14 protein-coding genes are annotated in these 20,195 nt (G+C 72.9%); 11 read left to right on the top strand and 3 right to left on the bottom strand.

All coding sequences use genetic code 11. The annotated features are described in order from the left end of the window. Nucleotides 1–61 precede the first annotated feature (61 nt). Nucleotides 62–622, bottom strand: coding sequence for a sugar O-acetyltransferase (locus ACZ31C_RS07420; protein ID WP_465794592.1), 561 nt, complete (start codon nt 620–622; stop codon nt 62–64). A gap of 140 nt (nt 623–762) precedes the next feature. On the opposite strand from ACZ31C_RS07420, the gene ACZ31C_RS07415 reads away from it, so the two are divergent. Beyond that, nucleotides 763–4,089, top strand: a complete 3,327-nt coding sequence (locus tag ACZ31C_RS07415; protein ID WP_465794591.1) for a S8 family serine peptidase — start codon at nt 763–765, stop codon at nt 4,087–4,089. Nucleotides 4,090–4,219: 130 nt separating this feature from the next. Here the strand turns inward: ACZ31C_RS07415 and dapD are convergent, their stop codons facing one another. Continuing rightward, nucleotides 4,220–5,179 carry a 2,3,4,5-tetrahydropyridine-2,6-dicarboxylate N-succinyltransferase gene (gene dapD, locus ACZ31C_RS07410; protein WP_396744300.1) on the bottom strand — a complete coding sequence of 320 codons (960 nt, stop codon included), beginning with the start codon at nt 5,177–5,179 and terminating at the stop codon, nt 4,220–4,222. Between the two features lie 137 nt (nt 5,180–5,316). Between dapD and dapE the strand changes: the two genes are divergently transcribed. Beyond that, a complete protein-coding gene (gene dapE, locus ACZ31C_RS07405; RefSeq protein ID WP_465794590.1) occupies nt 5,317–6,390 on the top strand; it encodes a succinyl-diaminopimelate desuccinylase in 1,074 nt (357 codons plus the stop codon). Nucleotides 6,391–6,499: 109 nt separating this feature from the next. On the opposite strand, the gene ACZ31C_RS07400 is transcribed toward dapE, so the two are convergent. Beyond that, a complete protein-coding gene (locus ACZ31C_RS07400; protein WP_350692631.1) occupies nt 6,500–6,652 on the bottom strand; it encodes a hypothetical protein in 153 nt (50 codons plus the stop codon). 138 nt (nt 6,653–6,790) lie between these two features. Here ACZ31C_RS07400 and ACZ31C_RS07395 point away from each other — a divergent pair, with 138 nt between their 5' ends. The 9 genes from ACZ31C_RS07395 to nudC all read left to right on the top strand — a co-directional run bounded on the left by ACZ31C_RS07395 (nt 6,791) and on the right by nudC (nt 20,186). Next, entirely contained in the window at nt 6,791–7,645 is an 855-nt protein-coding gene (locus ACZ31C_RS07395; protein ID WP_396744306.1) for an LOG family protein, read from the top strand. Between the two features lies 1 nt (nt 7,646). Then, a complete protein-coding gene (locus tag ACZ31C_RS07390) occupies nt 7,647–8,192 on the top strand; it encodes an LOG family protein (protein WP_465794589.1) in 546 nt (181 codons plus the stop codon). A 379-nt stretch (nt 8,193–8,571) separates the two neighbouring features. After that, on the top strand, nt 8,572–12,201 hold the full coding sequence (locus tag ACZ31C_RS07385; RefSeq protein WP_465794588.1) for an ATP-dependent helicase: 3,630 nt from the start codon (nt 8,572–8,574) through the stop codon (nt 12,199–12,201). A 25-nt stretch (nt 12,202–12,226) separates the two neighbouring features. After that, a complete protein-coding gene (locus ACZ31C_RS07380; RefSeq protein ID WP_465794587.1) occupies nt 12,227–15,586 on the top strand; it encodes an ATP-dependent helicase in 3,360 nt (1,119 codons plus the stop codon). 221 nt (nt 15,587–15,807) lie between these two features. After that, on the top strand, nt 15,808–16,011 hold the full coding sequence (locus ACZ31C_RS07375) for a cold-shock protein (RefSeq protein WP_013735772.1): 204 nt from the start codon (nt 15,808–15,810) through the stop codon (nt 16,009–16,011). A 220-nt stretch (nt 16,012–16,231) separates the two neighbouring features. After that, nucleotides 16,232–16,417, top strand: a complete 186-nt coding sequence (locus ACZ31C_RS07370) for a hypothetical protein (RefSeq protein ID WP_396744317.1) — start codon at nt 16,232–16,234, stop codon at nt 16,415–16,417. A 117-nt stretch (nt 16,418–16,534) separates the two neighbouring features. Further along, the gene (locus ACZ31C_RS07365) at nt 16,535–17,848 is read left to right on the top strand and encodes a M16 family metallopeptidase (RefSeq protein WP_465794586.1); all 1,314 of its coding nucleotides are present in this window, start codon (nt 16,535–16,537) and stop codon (nt 17,846–17,848) included. After that, nucleotides 17,845–19,182 carry a M16 family metallopeptidase gene (locus tag ACZ31C_RS07360; protein WP_465794585.1) on the top strand — a complete coding sequence of 446 codons (1,338 nt, stop codon included), beginning with the start codon at nt 17,845–17,847 and terminating at the stop codon, nt 19,180–19,182. Before ACZ31C_RS07365 ends, ACZ31C_RS07360 begins: the two co-directional genes overlap by 4 nt. Nucleotides 19,183–19,202: 20 nt before the next feature. Next, nucleotides 19,203–20,186: an NAD(+) diphosphatase gene (nudC, locus tag ACZ31C_RS07355; protein WP_465795005.1), complete on the top strand. Its 984-nt coding sequence runs from the start codon at nt 19,203–19,205 to the stop codon at nt 20,184–20,186. Nucleotides 20,187–20,195: the final 9 nt, after the last annotated feature.

The following is a 20,195-nucleotide window of genomic DNA, read 5'->3' as shown; positions in this document are numbered from 1 at the left end:
CGCAGGTAGAAACGTTTTCGCGGAGGTTGGTCCGGTCTGGATGGTGACCGAGTGTGTGCGGCTATTGGTCCAGTTGGCGTACCGGGCGGGCCGGGTTGCCGACGGCGACGACGTTGGCCGGCAGGTCCTTGGTCACCACGGCGCCGGCGCCGACCACCGTGTTCTCCCCGACGGTGACGCCGGCCAGGACGATCGCCCCGCCGCCCAGCCAGACGTTGTCGCCGATGGTGATCGGCTTGGCTGCCTCCCACTTCGCCCGGCGCTGCTCCGGGTCCACCGGATGCGTCGGGGTGAGCAGTTGCACGTTCGGGCCCACCTGCACGTCCGCGCCGATCGTGATCGGCGCGACGTCGAGGAAGACCGCGTTGAAGTTCACGAAGCTGCGCGGCCCGATCCGGATGTGGTAGCCGTAGTCGCAGTAGAACGGCGGGCGGATCCAGGTGTCGTCACCGAGTTCGCCGAGCAGTTCCCGCAGGGCGGTGTGGCGGGCGTCGGTGTCGTCGGCGGGGCTGGTGTTGACGCGTTCCATCAGTCGGGCGGCGCGCTGGAGGTCGGCGAGGATCTCCGGCCCCTCGGCGAGATACGGCTCCCCGGCCAACATGCGTTCCTTCATGGATCTCACCTGTCCGATCATGCCGTCATCCCCGATCCGGCGGTATCGACTTCGTCGAATTCTTGACTCCTTTGTGCATACTCGGTATGCAATCCTGGCAGGTGTCGATGTGAACCACATCGATAAAACAACCCAGGAGGAGGGTTCGGTTGCCTCGCAGAAGCAAACTGACCGCCATCGGGCTGGTGCTGGGCCTCGTGCTCGGCGTACCGGGCACGGCCACCGCCGGTCCGTCCCCAGCCGCCGCGCCGGGGGCCGCCCCGTCGTCCGACGCCCGGCCGGCCTCGGCCGAACACACCACCGTCACCCTGATCACCGGTGACCGCGTCACGGTGAGCCCCTCCGGTGGGGCGAGCGTCCGCCCGGCCGAGGGTCGCACCGGGATCCGCTTCCTCACCCAACGACAGCAGGACCACCTCTGGGTCGTGCCGCAGGACGCCCTGCCGCTGATCCAGTCGGGCCGGGTCGACCGGCGTCTCTTCGACGTGACCGGGTTGATCGCCGCCGGTTACGACGACCGTCACCGCGCCGATCTGCCGCTGCTGATGACCTACCCGGGGGGCGCGGCGCGGCGTACCGGTGCGCCCGACGGGGTGACCGTCACCCGCGACCTGGCCGCCATCGGCGGCGTCGCGGCCACCCTGGACAAGCAGGAGTCGGGCCGGCTCTGGGCCACCCTGGCCGGTGGCAGTGCGCGGATCGACGCGGCGGGGGGTGTCGAGCGGCTCTGGCTCGACGGCAGGCGGCATCTGACCCTGGAGCACAGCGTGCCGCAGATCGGTGCGCCCGCCGCCCATCAGGCCGGGTACACCGGCCGGGGCGTACGGGTGGCGGTGCTGGACACCGGCGTCGACGCCGCGCACCCCGACCTGGTCGGGCGGGTCGGCGCGGCGGAGAACTTCACCGAGGAGGAGAATCCCGGCGACATCGTCGGGCACGGGACCCACGTCGCCGCGACCATCGCCGGCAGCGGCGCCGCGTCCGACGGCCGTAACCGAGGAGTCGCCCCGGAGGCGACGCTGCTCGACGGCAAGGTCTGCGAGGAGTACGGCTGCCCCGACTCCGCGATCCTGGCCGGGATGCAGTGGGCCGCCGTCGACCAGCAGGCCGACGTGATCAACCTGAGCCTGGGCGGTACGGACACCCCGGAGGTCGACCCGCTGGAACTGGCGGTCGACACGCTGACCGAGCAGACCGGTGCGCTCTTCGTGATCTCGGCCGGCAACAGCGGTCGGGCCGGTTCGGTCGGGTCACCGGCCAGCGCCGACGCCGCCCTCGCCGTCGGCGCCGTGGACCGGGACGACGAACTCGCCTTCTTCTCCAGCCAGGGTCCGCGAGTCGGCGACGACGCGCTGAAGCCGGAGATCACCGCGCCGGGGGTGGACATCGTCGCCGCCCGGGGGCAGGGCACGCTGCTCGGCGATCCGGTCGGCGAGCAGTACGTGTCGCTCTCCGGCACCTCGATGTCCGCGCCGCACGTGGCCGGGGCGGCGGCGTTGCTCGCCCAGCAGCGCGGTGACGCCACGGCCGCCCAGCTCAAGGCCACCCTGATGTCCTCCGCCGCGCCGCATCCGGAGCTGACCGCCTACCAGCAGGGCGCCGGCCGGGTCGACGTGGCGAGGGCGATCACCCAGCAGGTGACCAGCGAGCCGGCGAGCGTGTCGTTCGGCCGTACGTTCTGGCCGCACGACGACGACGATCCCATCACCCGCGAGGTGAGCTGGCACAACACCGGCAGCACCGCGCTCACCCTGGATCTCGCCCTCGACGTCACCGGCCCGGGCGGGACGTCGGCCCCGGCCGGCATGTTCACGCTGAGCACGAGCAGCGTCGTGGTGCCCGCAGGCGGCACCGCGTCCGCCACCGTCACGACCGACACCAGCGTCGACGGCCCGGACGGTCACTACACCGGCCGGATCGTGGCCCGTGCCGGCGACACCGTGGCCCTCACCCCGCTGGCAGTCCACAAGGAGGTGGAGAGCTACACCGTGACGTTGCGGCACCTCGGTCCCGACGGTACGGCGGCGGAGGACTACAGCACCTCACTGCTGAACCTGGACGACTTCGCCGACTACTTCGCGTACGACCCGTCCGGCACGGCCGAGATCCGCGTGCCCAAGGGCAGGTACGGGGTGAACAGCTATCTGTTCGACATGGAGACCGAGGAGTCCGCGTTCCTCGTCCAGCCGGAGCTGACCGTCACGAAGGACACCACGGTCACCGTCGACGCCCGCCGGGCGAAGCCGGTGCGGATGACCGTGCCGCAACGGTCGGCGACGCCGGCCCTGGTGGACATCGGCGCGAACTTCATCCTGGAGGACGGCGGCGCCGGTTACGGTCTGCTCGCCTTCGACTTCACCGGCATCAGCATCGGACAACTCGGCCGACCCGTCTCGCCGAAGAGGTTCCTCGGCACGGTCAGCAGCCAGTGGGCCGACGTGGAGGCGGAGAACAGCCCCTACCTCTACGCCCTGTCGGAGAGCAGCCCCGGCCGGATGCCGACCGGGTTGATCCGGCACTACCGCAGCAGTGACCTGGCGGCCGTCACGCAGAAGTTCCGCAGCGGGTACCCGGACACCGTCGCCGAACGGGCCGTCTATCCGGTCCACGAGCCGAACGTGGGTGGCTGGGCGATCGTTCTGCCCACCGAGGCCCCCGGCCGACGGGTCGAGTACTACAACACCAAGGGCATCCGCTGGAACGGTGACCTGGCCTTCGGCGTACCGTCCGACGACGGGTGGCCGGTCGGGGTGGCCTTCCTGTGGTCGGATCCGACGGCCTACCGGGCGGGTAAGAAGTACCAGGACACCTGGAACAGCGCTCCCTACGGGCCGTCGTTCCCGCAGCCGCAGTGGCCGGGGGAGGGGCTGACCCGGCGGGGCGACGTGATCAGCCTGGCGGTGCCGCTGCACGGGGACGCCGCAGGGCACCACGGGGCTTCGGTGTCGGACACCTCGCGTACCGCGCTCTACCGCAACGGCGAGCTGGTCTCCGAGAGCCCGGAGAGCGGCTGGGGCGACTTCGAGGTGCCGGCCGGGACGGCGACGTACCGGATGGAGACCTCGGTGAAGCGCAGCCTCACCGACCTGAGCACGGAGGTCGCCGCCGCCTGGACCTTCCGGTCCCGGCACGTCCGGGGCGACGATCCGGTGGCGTTGCCCGCCTCGGCGATCAGGTTCACGCCCCGGCTCGACGGGGCGCACACCGCCCCGGGCGGTCGGTCCTTCGTGATCCCGGTCCAGGTGCAGCGGCAGCCCGGCGCGCCGTCGGCGCGGACCACCTCGCTGACCGTCGAGGTCTCCTACGACGGGGGCCGGAGCTGGCAGCGGGCCGGGGTGACGAAGACCGGTAGCGGCTGGCAGGCCACCGTGAAGCACCCGAAGGGCACCGGCCACGTGTCCCTACGGGGCACCGCCCGGGACAGCGACGGCAGCACGGTGACGCAGCGGATCATCCAGGCCTACCGCCTGAAGTGATCCACCCGGTGGGGCCGACGCTGACGGCGCCGGCCCCACCCGCTCCGCACAGATGTAAGGAAGGGTCCCTTCCTATGCACCAGGCGTTAGTAGGGGACCCTTCCTTACACAGCAACCGCTACGCGGAACCTCAGTCGTTCGCGTGCAGGGCGGCGTTCAGGGTGATGCCCTGACCGGTACGCGGCCGGGCCTCCAGCCCACCGGTGATCGAGTTGCGCCAGAACAGCAGCCCGTCGACCCCGGACAGCTCGCGGGCCTTGACCACCCGGCCGTCCGGCAGGGCGAGCTTCGAGGCGGCGGTGATGTAGCACCCCGCCTCGACCACGCAGTCGTCGCCAAGCGAGATGCCGACACCCGCGTTCGCCCCGATCAGGCTGCGCTCGCCGATGCGGACCTTGTCGGTGCCGCCGCCGGACAGCGTGCCCATGATGGAGGCGCCGCCGCCGATGTCGGAGCCGTCGCCGACGACCACGCCCTGCACGATCCGGCCCTCGACCATGGAGGTGCCGAGCGTGCCGGCGTTGAAGTTGACGAAGCCCTCGTGCATCACGGTCGTGCCGGAGGCGAGGTGGGCGCCGAGGCGTACCCGGTCGGCGTCGGCGATCCGGACGCCCGAGGGCACCACGTAGTCGGTCATCCGGGGGAACTTGTCCACCCCGTACACGGCCAGGTGCCGGCCGGCGGCCCGCTCGATGACGCGCAGCTCGTCGACCCGCTCCGGCGGGCACGGCCCGGCGGAGGTCCAGGCCACGTTGGCCAGCTTGCCGAAGACGCCGTCGAGGTTGAGCTCGTTGGGCCGCACCAGGCGGTGGGAGAGCAGGTGCAGTCGCAGGTACGCGTCACTGGCGTCCTTGATCGGGTCGTCCAGCGAGCCGATCACGGTGATCACCTGGACGGTACGCAGACCCGGCAGGGCACGGTCGCCGATCGCGCCCGGCGGAAGGTCCAGCACGTCGGCCTGGTCCTCGCCGGGGACCAGCGGCAGCTCGCCGAGGCCCAGCTTGCCGGTCGGATACCAGGTGTCGAGCACCTGGTCGTCGGCGGTCACGGTGGCCAGGCCGATGCCCCACGCGGATTCTGTGGACGTCACTTACTCACCTCTCGCTCGCATGCTGCGCTGGCTGCTGCTCGCGACTGCGGGGTGGGCGAGCTCACTCCTCGCGCTTCGGCGAGGGGCTCGCGGGCTCGCGTCTCGCGGTCGCCGGTTGTGACGGTACCGTGCGGACCATGGAGAACCCGCTTACCCCCGAGGTCCTCGCCGATCCGGTGGCGTTGACCCGCGCCCTGGTCGACATCGAGTCGGTCTCGCTCAACGAGAAGGCCATCGCCGACTGCGTCGAAGAGGTGCTGCGGAAGCTGCCCCACCTGGCCACCTACCGGCACGGCAACACGGTGATGGCGCGTACCGACCTGGGGCGGGCGTCCCGGGTGGTGTTGGCCGGTCACCTGGACACCGTGCCGTTGAACAACAACTTCCCGTCCACGCTGCGCGGCGACCTGATGTACGGCTGCGGCACCTCGGACATGAAGTCCGGGGTCGCCTACGCGCTGCACCTCGCGGCCACCCTGCCCGAGCCGCGTTACGACGTGACGTACTTCTTCTACGAGGCCGAGGAGATCGAGTCCCAGTACAACGGCCTGCGGCTGGTGGCCGAGGCGTACCCGGAGTGGTTGACGGCCGACTTCGCCCTGCTGCTCGAACCGACCTACGGGATCGTCGAGGCGGGCTGCCAGGGCACCATGCGGGCGAGGGTGGTCTCCACCGGCGTACGGGCTCACTCCGCGCGCGCCTGGCATGGCGTCAACGCGATCCACGGTGCCGGTGAGGTGCTGCGGCGGCTGGCGGAGTACCAGGCGCGACGGGTGACCATCGACGGGTGTGACTACCGCGAGGGCATGAACGCGGTGCGGATCAACGGCGGGGTGGCCGGCAACGTGGTGCCGGACCGGTGTGAGATCGAGGTCAACTACCGGTTCGCGCCGGACCGTACGCCGGCCGAGGCGGAGGCGCACCTGCGCGAGGTGCTCGCCGGATACGAGGTGACGGTGACCGACTGCGCGGCCGGCGCGCTGCCCGGTCTGGAGGCCCCGCCCGCCCAGGAGTTCCTGGCGGCGGTGGGTGCCGCGCCGATCGGCAAGCTGGGGTGGACCGACGTGGCCCGCTTCGCGGCGATGGGAATCCCGGCGCTCAACTTCGGTCCGGGCGATCCCAACCTCGCCCACCACCCGGACGAGCACGTCGAGATCGGCAAGATCCGTGACGGTGCCGCCACCCTGCACCGTTGGCTCGCCTCCGCCTGATCCGGCGGGCTTGCGCGTCCGGTCGTTCGGGCGGCGGTGCGGCGACGCCCCGCCCGACCGCGCGACCGGTACGCGGGGGACAGGGCTCGGGGTGTGGCGGCGACGTGCTCTAGACGCGGGTGAGCGCCGCGTCGGGAGCGGACTCCGCAGGAGGCTCGGGCGGGTCTTCGAGCAGGCGGGTACGGCGACGCTCGGCCACCACGTCGCGGATGCGCCGCTGCATCTGACGCCTCATCCGGATCCGTTCGTTGCTACTGATCACGCTGTCTCCTCCCCCGAAGCCTGCGCGCCGGGCATACCCGGTATGTGAATAGTAAGACGTACGGGAAAGCGAATTGGTTGCACAAGATCACGAAGTGTTTGCCGGGCACCCCGCCCGAACTCCACTACGGTTGCTCCCATGACTCAGAGCAACCGCCGCGAACCAGGACGGGAGCGGCACCGCGGCGCCGTCACACTGCGCCGCCAGGCGATCACCACCAGCACGGCGGACCAGGGGCTGCTGGACTCCCGGACCCGCGCGGACTGGAAGACCAAGGACGCTTGGCGGGCGCTACGGATACTCTCCGAATTCGTCGAAGGCTTCGACACCCTCGCCGACCTGCCGCCCGCGGTCAGCGTCTTCGGTAGCGCCCGGAGCAAGCCGGACAGCCCGGAGTGCCAGCTCGCCGAGGCGCTCGGTGCGGCCCTGGCCCGCGCCGGCTACGCGGTGATCACCGGGGGTGGGCCCGGTGTGATGGAGGCGGCCAACCGGGGCGCGAGCGAGGCCGGTGGGCACTCCGTCGGCCTCGGCATCGAACTCCCCTTCGAGCAGGGCATCAACGAGTGGGTCGACCTGGCCATCGACTTCCGCTACTTCTTCGCCCGCAAGACCATGTTCGTCAAGTACGCCCAGGCGTTCGTCGTGCTGCCCGGCGGCTTCGGCACCATGGACGAGCTGTTCGAGGCGCTCACCCTGGTGCAGACCGGCAAGGTGACCCGGTTCCCGGTGGTGCTGATGGGCACCGAGTACTGGCAGGGGCTGCTCGACTGGCTGCGCGACACGATGGCCGCCGAGGGCAAGATCGGCCCGGTCGACCTGGAGCTGATCTGCGTCACCGACGACGTCGCCGCGGCGGTCCGGCACATCGTGGAGGCCGAGGCCGCGCTCAACACCGAGCAGGAGGCGGTACGCGCGGACGCGGTGGCCCGTACCGCGGCGGACCAGCAGGCGGCGGCCGAACTGGCGGAGCAGGCCGAGCAGGCGGAGCGCTGAAGTGGCCGCGATCTGCGTGTTCTGCGCCTCGTCCCGCACCCTCGACCAACGGTGGCTCGACCTGGCCGAGGCCACCGGCGCGGAACTCGCCCGACGAGGGCACACGCTGGTCAGCGGCGGTGGTTGCGTCGGCATGATGGGCGCCCTGGTCGAGGGGGCCCGCGCGGCCGGCGGCCGGACCGTCGGGATCATCCCGCAGGTGCTGGTCGACCTGGAGGTGGCCGACGTTGCCTCCGACGAACTCGTGATCACCGACTCGATGGCCAGCCGCAAGGTCCTCATGGTGGAGAAGTCGGACGCGTTCCTCACCCTGCCCGGCGGGTTGGGCACCCTCGACGAACTCTTCGAGGTCTGGACCACCGCCACCCTGGCCCTGCACCGCAAGCCGACGGTGGTGGTGGACACCGACGGCTTCTACACCCCGTTGCTGGACTGGTTGCGCGTGGTCACCGACCAGAACTTCCTCAAGCCCGCCGGCTTCGACCTCGTGCAGGTCACCGACACCGTTCCCACCGCCCTCGACGTCATCGAGGCAGCCCTCACCTGACGGCGCCAGCCACACCGCGCCCCACCCTTGCCGCCCGCTGGTGTGGTGATTCGCGCCGTCTCGGGTCGCGCCATCTCGGGTCGCGGCGCTTCGGGCTGAGTCGGCTCCCCGGGGTGTACCTGCTCGCCGCCTTTGCTCTGCTTCACCCCGCGCAACAGAAGTCCGTCCGAACCGTTGCGTGGGTTGAAGCAGAGCAAAGGGCGACCAGTGGGGTACCGGTCAGGGTGGTGGCACGCGAACCACCGCACGTCACTGCCGGGGCCGGCGAGGGAGCGGCGACCGGGACCAGCGGACGGGACCGGTGGGGACGGGTGGGCGTCGGGTCGTCGGCGGGTGTGGCGCGTCGGGCAGTGTCGCAGGGCCGTGATGGGATGGCGGGATGCAGGCGTACCGGTTGGTGCGTCGGTCCGGCGGGCCGACCCAGGAGAACGACCCGGTCACCGGGCATTCTCCGGATCTGGCCGGCCCGCCGTCCGCACCTGCACCCGCGTCCGCACCTGCACTCGCGCCTGCGTCCGGCGGGGAGCAGACGTCGGCGGATCCTCGGCAGGCCGAGGTCGTGGCGCACACCGACGGGCCGATGCTCGTCCTCGGTGGACCGGGCACCGGGAAGACCCGCACCCTCGTCGAGGCGGTGGCCGCCCGGGTGGAGGAGGGGGTGGATCCGGAGCGGATCCTGGTGCTCACCTTCAGTCGCCGGGGCGCCGTCGACCTGCGGCACCGGATCGAGGCGCGGATCGCCGCGAACGGCCGGCGGGTGGTGCGTGAGCCGTTGGTGCGGACGTTCCCGGCGTACGCGTTCGGGTTGCTGCGGCGGGCCGCCGCCGAGCGGGGTGAGCCGTCGCCGCGGCTGCTCACCGGGCCGGAACAGGATCTGATCATCCGCGAGTTGTTGGACGTGGTCGGTGAGGAGCCCGGCGACGAACCGGTCGGCTGGCCGGAGGAGTTGCGCCCGGCACTGCGTACCCGGGCGTTCGCCGCCCAACTCCGTGACCTGCTGATGCGGGCGGCGGAGCGGGGCGTCGGCCCGGTCGAGCTGGCCCGGCTCGGCGAGCGGCTGGGCCGCGCCGACTGGCCGGCCGCCGCCCGCTTCCTACGCGAGTACGTGGCGGTGCTGGCGCTGCGGGACGTCGCCAACCGGGGCTCGGTCGCGTACGACCCGGCGGAGTTGGTCCGGGCGGCCACCGGTCTGCTGCGCGACGACGCCGAGGTGCTGGCGTCCGAGCGACGTCGCCTGGCGTACGTCTACGTCGACGAGTTGGCCGACACCGATCCCGCCCAGCTCGACCTGTTGGACACGGTCGCCGGAGGTGGCACGCCGCTGGTCGCCTTCGCCGATCCCGACTCCTCCACGTACGCCTTCCGGGGCACCGATCCGGCCGGTGTGACGACGTTCCCGCACCGCTTCCGCACCGCCTCCGGCGCGCCGGCCGCACAGGTGTTGCTCAGCACCAGCCACCGCGCGGGGGAGCGGCTGCTGGCCGCCGCCTCCCGGCTCGGCCGGCGGTTGCGTGGTCCGGCGGCGCACCGCCGGCTGCATCCGTTGCCCGACGCGCCACCGGGCAGCGTCGAGGTACGCACCTTCCGGTCGGCCACCAGCGAGGCGGCCTGGCTGGCACATGCGCTGCGGGAGGCACACCTGCTCGGTGGTGTCCCGTGGGCCCGGATGGCGGTGCTGGTCCGCTCCACCGGTCGCCAACTGCCCGGGCTGCGTCGGGCGTTGCACGCGGCCGGCGTGCCGACCGTGGTGCACGGCGAGGACCTGCCGTTGCACCTGCAACCGGCGGTGGCGCCGCTGCTGCTGCTGTTGCGCTGCGCGTTGGAGCCGGAGCGGCTGGACGAGGAGGCGGCCGTCGCGCTGCTGCACTCGCCGCTCGGCGGTGCCGACCCGCTGGCGGAGCGTCGGCTGCGGCAGGGCCTCCGGGCGCTCGCCCTGGCCGGCGGTGACCGGCGGCCCTCCGGTGAGCTGATCGTCGAGGCGCTGCGCGACCCGGCCGAGCTGGCCGGGGTGGAGCGGCGCTGGGCCGAGCCGGCGCAGACGGTGGCCGGACTGCTGGCGGTGGCCCGTGAGACGGCCGGTCGGCCGGGCGCCGGCGTCGAGGACGTGCTCTGGGCGGTCTGGCAGGCCAGCGGGCTGGCCGAGCTGTGGTCCGCCGCGCTGGCCCGGGGCCCGGCCGTGGCCGGTGAGGGGGACCTGGCCCGGCGGCGCCGGGCCGAGGCGGCCGACCGGGACCTGGACGCGGTGCTGGTGCTCTTCGACGCCGCCGCCCGGTTCACCGACCGGCTGCCGGGCGCGCGGACCGAGGTCTTCCTCGACCACGTGCTCGGCCAGGAGCTGCCCGCCGACACGCTCGCCTCCTCCGCCGACCGGGGCGACGCGGTACGGCTGCTCACCGCGCACGCCGCCAAGGGCCTGGAATGGGATCTGGTCGCCGTCGTCGGGGTGCAGGAGGGCGTCTGGCCGGACCTGCGGCTGCGCGGCAGTCTGCTCGGCTCGGAACGGCTGGTCGACGTGATGACCGGTCGGGCGGACGGTGCCGGTGAGGTCGCCACCCTGGTCGGACAGACCTCCGCGCTGCTCGACGAGGAACGCCGGCTGTTCCATGTCGCGGTGACCCGGGCCCGACGGCGACTGCTGGTCAGCGCGGTGGCCTCGGCGGCCGTCGGCGGCGACGACCACGAGGAGCAGCCCAGCCGGTTCCTCTACGAACTCGGGCCGATCGACCCGTCCGGGGACGGGCCCGCCCCGACCCCGGAGGGGCCACCGCCGCCCGCTCCGCCGCAACCCACGGTGCCCGGCTCGCCGCACGGAGCGACGCAGATCGACGACCAGGACGAAGCGCAGGCCCAGCACGAAGCGCAGGGCCGGGACGAAGCGCAGGGCCGGGACGAAGCGCAGGGCCGGGACGATGCGCAGGGCCGGGACGATGCGCAGGGCCCGGACGGGGACGATGCCCAGGACCGGGGCGAATGGGCCGGGGCGCGGGCGCTGCCGTTGAGCCGTCCGCCCCGGGCGTTGACCCTGCCCGCGCTGGTGGCGGAGTTGCGTACCGCGGTGGCCGACCCGGCGGCGTCGACCGCCCGGCGGCGGGCGGCGGCGGCCGAACTGGCCCGACTGGCCGCCGCCGGGGTCGCGGGCGCACACCCGGACGACTGGTGGGGGCTCCGGCCGCTCTCCGACGACCGGCCCCTGGTGGACGAGGGGGATCCGGTCCGGGTAACCCCGTCGGCGATGGAGAGCGCGCTGCGGTGCAGCCTGCGCTGGCTGCTGGAACGCCACGGCGGGAGCCCACCGGCCAGCGCCGCGCAGGGCGTCGGCAACCTGGTGCACGCGGCGGCGATGCTCGCCGAGGACGCCAGCGCGGACCGGGGTGCGCTGCTGGACTACGTGGCCGCCCGGTTCGACGCGATCGAGTTGGCCGCGCGGTGGATGGTCGGGCCGGAGCGGACCCGTGCCGAGGCGATGGTGGACAAGCTGCTGCGCTGGCTGGCCGTCAATCCGCGCCGGTTGCTCGCGATCGAGCACGAGTTCGCGGTACGCCTGGACGACCCGCACCGGCCGATCGAGCTGGTCGGGCGGGTGGACCGGCTGGAGGTCGACGCGGACGGCCGGCTGGTGGTGGTGGACCTCAAGACCGGCAAGTCCACCGCCGTGACCGAGCGGGACCTGGCCGAGCATCCGCAACTCGGCGCGTACCAGGCGGCGGTCGAGGCGGGGGCGTTCGCCGAGTACGGCGACGAGCCCGGCGGTGCGGCGCTGGTGCAGCTCGGCACCGGCGCGCGGGACGCCCGGGAACAGGCCCAGGCCGCCTCGACCGACGGACCCGAGGCCGGCTGGGCGACCGCGCTGGTCCGGCGGACCGCCGATACGATGGCCGCCGCCACCTTCGCCGCGGTCGCCAACTCGAAGTGCCGGGTCTGCCCGGTACGGACCAGCTGCCCGGTCTCCGGGCAGGGACGGCAGGTGGTCGAGCCACCGACCGTCCGGCGACCGGAGCACCAGGAGTGAGCGTGCCAGCTCCGAAGAGGGCAGTATGACCCAGCCCGCGCTGTTCAACCCTGCGGCACCGGCGCCCCGGGCGGCCGCCGTCGGTCCCCGGTACACGCCGGTGGAACTGGCCAAGCTGCTGCGGTTGCCGGCGCCGACCCGGGAACAGGCGGCGATCATCGCGGCGCCGGTGGAGCCGCTGCTGGTGGTCGCGGGAGCCGGCTCGGGAAAGACCGAGACGATGGCCGCCCGGGTGGTCTGGCTGGTGGCCAACTCGTACGTCCGGCCCGAGCAGGTGCTCGGTCTCACCTTCACCCGCAAGGCCGCCGGTGAGCTGGCGCACCGGGTGCGTACCCGGCTCGACCAGTTGGTGCGCCGGCTGGGGCGGCGCGGACGGGACCCGCTCGACGACCCCTTCGCGGGCGAGCCCACGATCTCCACCTACCACTCGTACGCCGGACGGATCGTCACCGAGCACGGCCTGCGGGCCGGATACGAGCCCTCCACCCGGCTGCTCACCGAGGCGTCCCGCTGGCAGCTCGTGGACCTGATCGTGCGCAACTACGACGGAGACATGTCCGAGGTGGACCGGATGCCCAGCACGGTCACCGACGCGGTGCTGGCGCTCTCCGGCGAGTTGGACGAGCACCTGGTCGACCCGGACGCCCTCGCCGCGTGGACCGGCCGGTTCTTCGCCGAGGTGCAGTCCCGTCCCGGACGGGTCTACGCCGACGTGCGCAAGGCGCTCGCGCTCCAGCAGACCCGGTTGAAGCTGCTGCCGCTGGTGCGCGCGTACGCCCGGCGCAAGGACGACTTCGAGGCGATGGACTTCGCCGACCAGCTCGCCCGGGCCGCCCGGGTGGCCCGGGACCATCCCGGCGTCGGCGAGATCGAGCGGGGGCGCTACCGGGTGGTGCTGCTCGACGAATACCAGGACACCAGCCACGCCCAGGTGGTGCTGCTCGGCGCGTTGTTCGGCGGCGGGCACCCGGTGACCGCGGTGGGTGACCCCTGCCAGTCCATCTACGGCTGGCGGGGGGCCAGCGCCGGCACCCTGGACCGCTTCCCGACCGAGTTCGCCCGCACCGACGGGGAACCCGCCCGGGTACTCGGACTGACCACCAGTTGGCGGAACCGGCCGGAGATCCTCGCGGTGGCGAACGCGCTCTCCACTCCGTTGCGGGCGGCCGGTGCCCAGGTGCCGGAGCTGCACGCGGCGCTCAGCGTCCGCGACCCGATCCCGCACCGCAGCGCGCGCGGCGTCGCCGCCGGCACCGTGCACTGCGCGTTGCTGGCGACGTACGCCGACGAGGCCGACTGGATCGCCGACAGTGTGCTGGCCGCCTGGCGGGGTGCGGCACGGATGCCGGGGGTGCTGCCCGAGCAGATTCCGGTGACCCGGCGCCCGACCACGGCGGTGCTGGTCCGGCTGCGCAGCCAGATCCCGGTGATCGCGGCGGCGCTGCGGGAGCGTGGCCTGCCGGTCGAGGTGGTGGGGCTGGGCGGACTGCTGGACACCCCGGAGATCCGCGACGTGGTGTGCACGCTGCGGGTGCTCGCCGACCCGACCGACGGTGCCGCGTTGTTGCGCCTGCTGACCGGTGCCCGGTGGCGGATCGGGCCACGGGATCTGGTCGCGCTGCACCGTCGGGCCAAGGCCATCGCGGCGGCCCGTCGCCAGCTCGCCGACGACGATACGGCCGAGATCATGCCGGACCGCCTGGACGAGGCGACGCTGATCGAGGCGTTGGCCGACCTCGGCCCGGCGCAGGCGTACTCGGCCGAGGGCTATCTGCGGCTGCGCGCGTACGCCCGGGAGTTGGGTCTGCTGCGGTATCGGCTGGACCAGTCGCTGCCGGAGCTGATCGCGGACGTGGAGCGGACCACTGGCCTGGACGTGGAGGTGGCGGTACGGGCCGGCGGCGAGGGCGCCGGTGACGCCGGCCTGGCGCGCAGTCACCTGGACGCGTTGGGTGACGTGGCCGCGCGGTTCAGCGGGGAGACGCCGGGCGCCACGCTCGCCGGTTTTCTGGCCTACCTGGCCGCCGCCGAGGACGAGGAGCGCGGCCTGGCGCCGGGCGAGGTGGAGGTGGTCGAGGGGGCGGTGCAGATCCTCACCGCGCACGCGGCCAAGGGGCTGGAGTGGGACGTCGTCTCGGTGGCCGGGCTGAGCCGGGGGGTGTGGCCGGGGCCGGTCCGCAACTCCGACCACTGGCTGGGCGGGCTGGGTGTGCTGCCGTTCCCGTTGCGCGGTGACGCGGACGGGCTGCCCGACCTGGCCCTGGCCGGTCTGGACGACCAGCGTGGCGTGGCCCGGGCGGTGGAGGACTTCACCGACGCCTGGCGGGCGCACGACGAGCGGGAGGAACGCCGGTTGGCGTACGTCGCGGTGACCCGCCCGCGTCGCCTGCTGCTCTGTTCCGGGCACTGGTGGGGTGAGGGCACCAAACGTCCGCGCGGACCGTCCGGGCTGCTGCGCGAGGTGCACGACGCCTGCCTGGACGCCGGGGCCGGTCACCTCGTGGACGAGTGGGCGCCCGAGCCGTCGCCGGACGCGGTGAACCCGACCACCGAGGTGGTGATCCGGGCCGAGTGGCCGGCCGACCCGCTGGGCGTACGCCGCTCCACGCTGACCGAGGCGGCGTCGCTGGTCCGGCGTCACCTGACCGACGACGTACCGGCCGCTCCGGAGGACGAGGCCCCGGATCCGGAGGTGGCCCGGTGGCGGCGGGAGGCCGATCTGCTGCTCGCCGAGCGGGCGGAGCTGAGCCGGCTGTCCGGTCCGATCGAGGTGACGCTGCCCGAGCACCTGTCGGTCACCCAACTGGTCGCGTTGCGTCGGGACCCGGCGGCACTGGCCCGGACGCTGCGCCGGCCGTTGCCGACCGAGCCGAACCCGTACGCCCGCCGGGGCACCGCCTTCCACGCCTGGCTGGAGCAGCGCTTCGGCGCGGACCGGCTGCTGGACACCGACGAGTTGCCGGGTGCGGCGGACGCCGACGCGGCGCCGGACGAGGCGCTGGCGGAGCTGCAACGGCGGTTCCTGGGCAGCGAGTGGGCGGACCGTACGCCGGTCGAGGTGGAGGTGCCGTTCGCGACGGTGATCGGCGGCGTGGTGGTCCGCGGCCGGATGGATGCCGTGTTCCGCCGCCCCGGCGACCGGTTCGACGTGGTCGACTGGAAGACCGGTGCCCAGCCCTCGGGCGCGGCGGCCGAGGTGGCCTCGGTGCAGTTGGCGGTCTACCGGTTGGCCTGGGCCGAGCTGGCCGGTGTCCCGGTCGACCGGGTCGGCGCGGCGTTCCACTACGTGCGGGACGGGGCGACCGTCCGTCCGGCGGACCTGCTCGACGTCAACGGCCTCACCACCCTGATCACCTCGCTGCCGGAAAACGAGCTGGACGGGTAGCGCGGGCCCGAATCCGTGGTACTGTGCCCGCGTTGCAGTTTTGGTTCCAGCTCTGTTTGCGCCTGGCGGATTGTGGCCCCAGGCGCTCTTTGTTATGTCCGGACCTCTCCGGGCGGGGCGACCAGCAGCGACAGAAGTTCCGGGAACCGCCCGGAACTCTCCACTCTTTCGACCCCGTAACAGGTGCGGGTTCGACGTTCCGTCAAGGAGACGAAACAAGCATGGCTATTGGCACCGTCAAGTGGTTCAACGCTGACAAGGGCTTCGGCTTCATCACCCCGGACGGCGGCGGCGCCGACGTCTTCGCCCACTTCTCGGCCATCCAGAGCTCCGGCTACCGCAGCCTGGACGAGAACCAGCGCGTGGAGTTCGAGGTCGTCCAGGGCCAGAAGGGCCCGCAGGCGGAGAACATCCGCCCGCTCTGATCTGCCGGGTTCGCCCGCGACGGCCGGGCCGCCTCCGCCACCCACTGGGACCGGAGGCGGCCCGGCCGTCCGCATTTCGGACGGCCGGTTTGGTGGAACCCTGAGTCGGTAATCAGCCGTCCTACCGTCGGGTGGACGACTGTCACCACCTCCCGGCTGGGGAACGCTGGGCGCGGGGGGATGAGCCGGGGGGATCGGCTCAGCTCGGGGAGGAACGACCATGGTGGGTTCGGCGGCGGTGCGGGAACTACTCCTGGTGGTCGCGGTGGCGGCCGCCGGACTGCTGCTGGCCACGGCCGTGGCGTTCGCTCCCTGGCCCGCCACGCCGGGTGGGGCGGCCCCATCCGGTCTGGTGGACCTGCACGGGCCGGCCGCCACCGCGCGGCCGGGCAGCACCGCCGGTTGAGCCGGCGATGAAAGGAAGGGTTCCTTCCTAACGCCTCCGGTATAGCAGGGGTCCCCGGCTAACACCTGCCGCCCTTACCCGCCTCCCCGGCTCGGCGGAGGCGTTAGGGTCGGATCCGTGCCGACGCGCAGAGCGAGAATCCCAGCCGCGAACCACCCCGTCGAGCGGTTCACCCTCGACAACGGCCTGCGGGTGGTCCTGACCCCCGACCGCAGTGCACCGGTGATCGGCGTGGCGGTGGTCTACGACGTGGGCATACGGTCCGAGCCCGAGGGACGGACCGGTTTCGCGCACCTCTTCGAGCACCTGATGTTCCAGGGCTCGGAGAACCTGGAGAAGCTCGCCCATTTCCGGCACGTCCAGGGTGCCGGTGGCACCTTCAACGGCTCCACCCACCTGGACTACACCGACTACTACGAGACCTTGCCGAGCAACGCCCTGGAACGGGCGCTGTTCCTGGAGGCCGACCGGATGCGCGGCCCTCGGCTGACCGAGGAGAACCTGCGTAACCAGGTGGACGTGGTCAAGGAGGAGATCCGGGTCAACGTGCTCAACCGGCCGTACGGCGGGTTCCCCTGGTTGACCCTGCCGCCGGTCATGTTCGACACCTTCCCGAACGCGCACGACGGGTACGGCTCCTTCGACGACCTGGAGTCCGCCACCGTCGCCGACGCGGCCGACTTCTTTCGGCGCTACTACGCCAGCGGCAACGCCGTGCTCGCGGTCAGCGGCGACATCGACACCGCCGAGGCCGTCGAGCTGATCGAACGACACTTCGGCGACGTACCGGCCCGTCCGGCGCCGGACCGGCCGGACTTCGCCGAGCCGGAGCCGACCGCCGAGCGGCGCACCGCGTACGAGGACAAGCTGGCCCCGCTGCCGGCGGTGGCCTCCGGCTGGCGGGTGCCCGACCCGATCGGGAACTTCGCCGACTACCTGCCGTTCGTGGTGCTGGCCGAGGTGCTCACCGACGGCGACGCCTCCCGACTGGTCGAGCGGCTGGTGCACCGCGACCGCACAGTCACCAGCATCGGCGGCTACCTGGGCTTCATGGGCGACCCGTTCGACGTCCGCGACCCGACCGCCCTGCTGATCCAGTCCCACCTGCCGCCCGGCGGCGACGTCGACAAGGTGCTGCGCACCGTCGACGAGGAGCTGGACCGGGTCGCCACGGACGGCCTCACCGAGGGCGAGCTGGCCCGTACCCAGGCCCGGATGGCCACCCACCTGCTGCGCGACACGGACGCGGTGTTGTCCCGCGCGCTGCGGATGGCGGTGCTGGAGCAGCAGCGCGGTGAACCCGGCCTGCTCGGCGAGCTGCCCCGGCTGGTCGGTGAGGTCACCGACGAGCAGGTCCGCGCCGCCGCGGCCACCCTGCGGCCGGAGCGCCGCGCGTCCGTCGAGGTGATCGCGAAAGGTGGCCGTTCATGAGCACGAGCACCCCCACGCGAACGCTGCCACCGCTCGGCCCGACCCGCCGACTCAAGCTGCCCCGGCAGGCCGAACGCACGCTCGACAACGGGCTCACCGTGATCGTGGTACGCCGTCCGGCGGTGCCGCTGGTGGAACTGCGTCTCTGGATGCCGTTCGTCCGTGCCCACCTGGCCCGGGGGCACCTGCTGGCGCAGACCCTGCTCTCCGGCACCGAGACGATGAGCAGCGTGCAGATCGCCGCCGAACTCCAGCGGATCGGCGGCGGGCTCTCCGCCGGGCTGGACCCGGACCGGCTGATGCTCTCCGGCACCGCTCTGGCCACCGGGCTGGACCGGATGCTGGAGATCCTCGCCGACGTGGTCACCGGCGCCAACTACCCGGCCGAGTGGGTCGGCGTCGAGCGGGACCGGCTGGTGGACGGGATCCAGGTGGCCCGCAGCCAACCCGCCCACCTGGCCCGGACCGCGCTGCTGCGGCGGATCTTCGGCCGGCACCCGTACGCGGTCCAGACCCCGGAGCCCGAGCAGGTCCGCGCGGTCCGTCCGGCCGCCCTGCGCACGCTGCACACCCAGCGGGTCCGACCCGCTGGCGCGGTGCTGGTGCTGGTCGGCGACGTACGGCCGGAGCGGGCGTTGGACGCCGCCGAGAAGGCGCTCGCCGGTTGGCAGGGCGGCGAGCACGCGGCCGAGGTGCCGCCGGTCCCGCCGCTGGAACCCGGCCCGCTGCTGCTGGTCGACCGGCCCGGTTCGGTGCAGTCGTCGATGCGGATGGCGTTGCCGGCGGTGCCACGTACCCATCCGGACCACGCCGCGCTGCAACTGGCCAACCTGATCTTCGGCGGCTACTTCTCCTCGCGCTGGGTGGAGAACATCCGTGAGGACAAGGGCTACACGTACGGTCCGCACTCGATGGTCGAGCACTCGGTCGGCGGTTCGGTGCTGCTGGCCGCCGCCGAGGTGGCCACCGAGGTGACCGCACCGGCGCTGCTGGAGACCACGTACGAGCTGGGCCGGCTGGCCACCGTGCCACCCGGCCAGGAGGAGTTGGACCAGGCCCGCCAGTACGCCCTCGGCACGCTCCAGCTCGGCATCGCCACCCAGGCGGGCCTGGCGTCGTTCGTCAGCGCGTACGCCGGGAGCGGGCTGCGGCTGGACTTCCTCTCCGAGCACGCGGCCCGGCTGGCGAAGGCGAGCGTCGACGACGTCTTCGAGGCGGCGGCCCGCTACCTCGCCCCGTCCCGCGCGGTCACGGTCGTGCTCGGTGACGCCGCACGCATCGAGCCCTCGCTGTCCACGCTGACCCCGGTCCAGACCACACCGGCGACACCGTGAGCGGGCCCACCGGCACGGCGTTGCCGTCGGACGGCTGGGGACAGCCGGTCGACTGGGTACTACAGGGGGAGGCGGCCCCGCCGCTGGCCCGCTCGACGCTGGACCGGGCGGCGCATCGGCGTACCGATCCGCAGTGGTTGGCGGCGGCCTGGTCCGGCGCGCGGGTGCTGGTGCTCGACGTGGAGGCCGGCGGCCGGGCGCTGGTGCGGACCGACACCCCGGTGCCGGAACTGGTCCTGGTGGCGGCGGACGACCTGCCCTCGACGCTGGCCGCCGACGCGGTGTTCCTCGGCGTGGAACCGGACGGGGTGCCGGTCTTCTGCGTGCACACCGCGCTGACCGTGCGCCCGGACACCCGGTCGGCTCACCTGCGGGGTGTCGGGCATCTGCTCAACGACCGGGACGCCGGGCTGTTCACCACGGCGCTGGCGCTGACCAACTGGCATCTGCGGCACCTCTATCACCCGGTCACCGGCGCACCGACCCGCACCGACGAGGCGGGGTGGTCCCGGGTGGACGGCTCCGGTGAGCGGGTGTGGCCGCGTACCGACCCGGCCATGATCGTGCTGGTGCACGACGGTGTCGACGGTCTCGACGGGCGCTGCCTGCTGGGCAACAACGCCGCCTGGCCCAGCCCGAAGGGGCAGCGCCGGTTCTCCTGTCTGGCCGGGTACGTCGAGCCGGGCGAGTCGGCCGAGGCCACCGTGCTGCGGGAGGTACGCGAGGAGGTCGGCGTGCCGGTCCGCGAGATCACGTACGCGGGCAGCCAGGCGTGGCCGTTCCCGGGCTCGCTGATGCTCGGCTTCCTAGCCACCGCCGACCCGGAGCACCCGGTCCGGCCCGATCCGGCCGAGATCGCGCAGGCCCGCTGGTTCACCCGGCAGGAGATCGGTGCCGCGCTCGCCGGCCGGGAGGTGGACGCCGGAGGCGACCGACTGCTGCTGCCCCCACCGTCGTCGATCGCGCTGTTCCTGATCCATCGCTGGTTCGACGGCCACTGCTGAGATGTAAGG

The sequence above is a fragment of the Micromonospora sp. NPDC023869 genome (assembly GCF_055559695.1).
The sequence above is the reverse complement of the archived record's forward strand: the minus strand, read 5'-3'. Positions and strand labels throughout refer to the sequence as shown.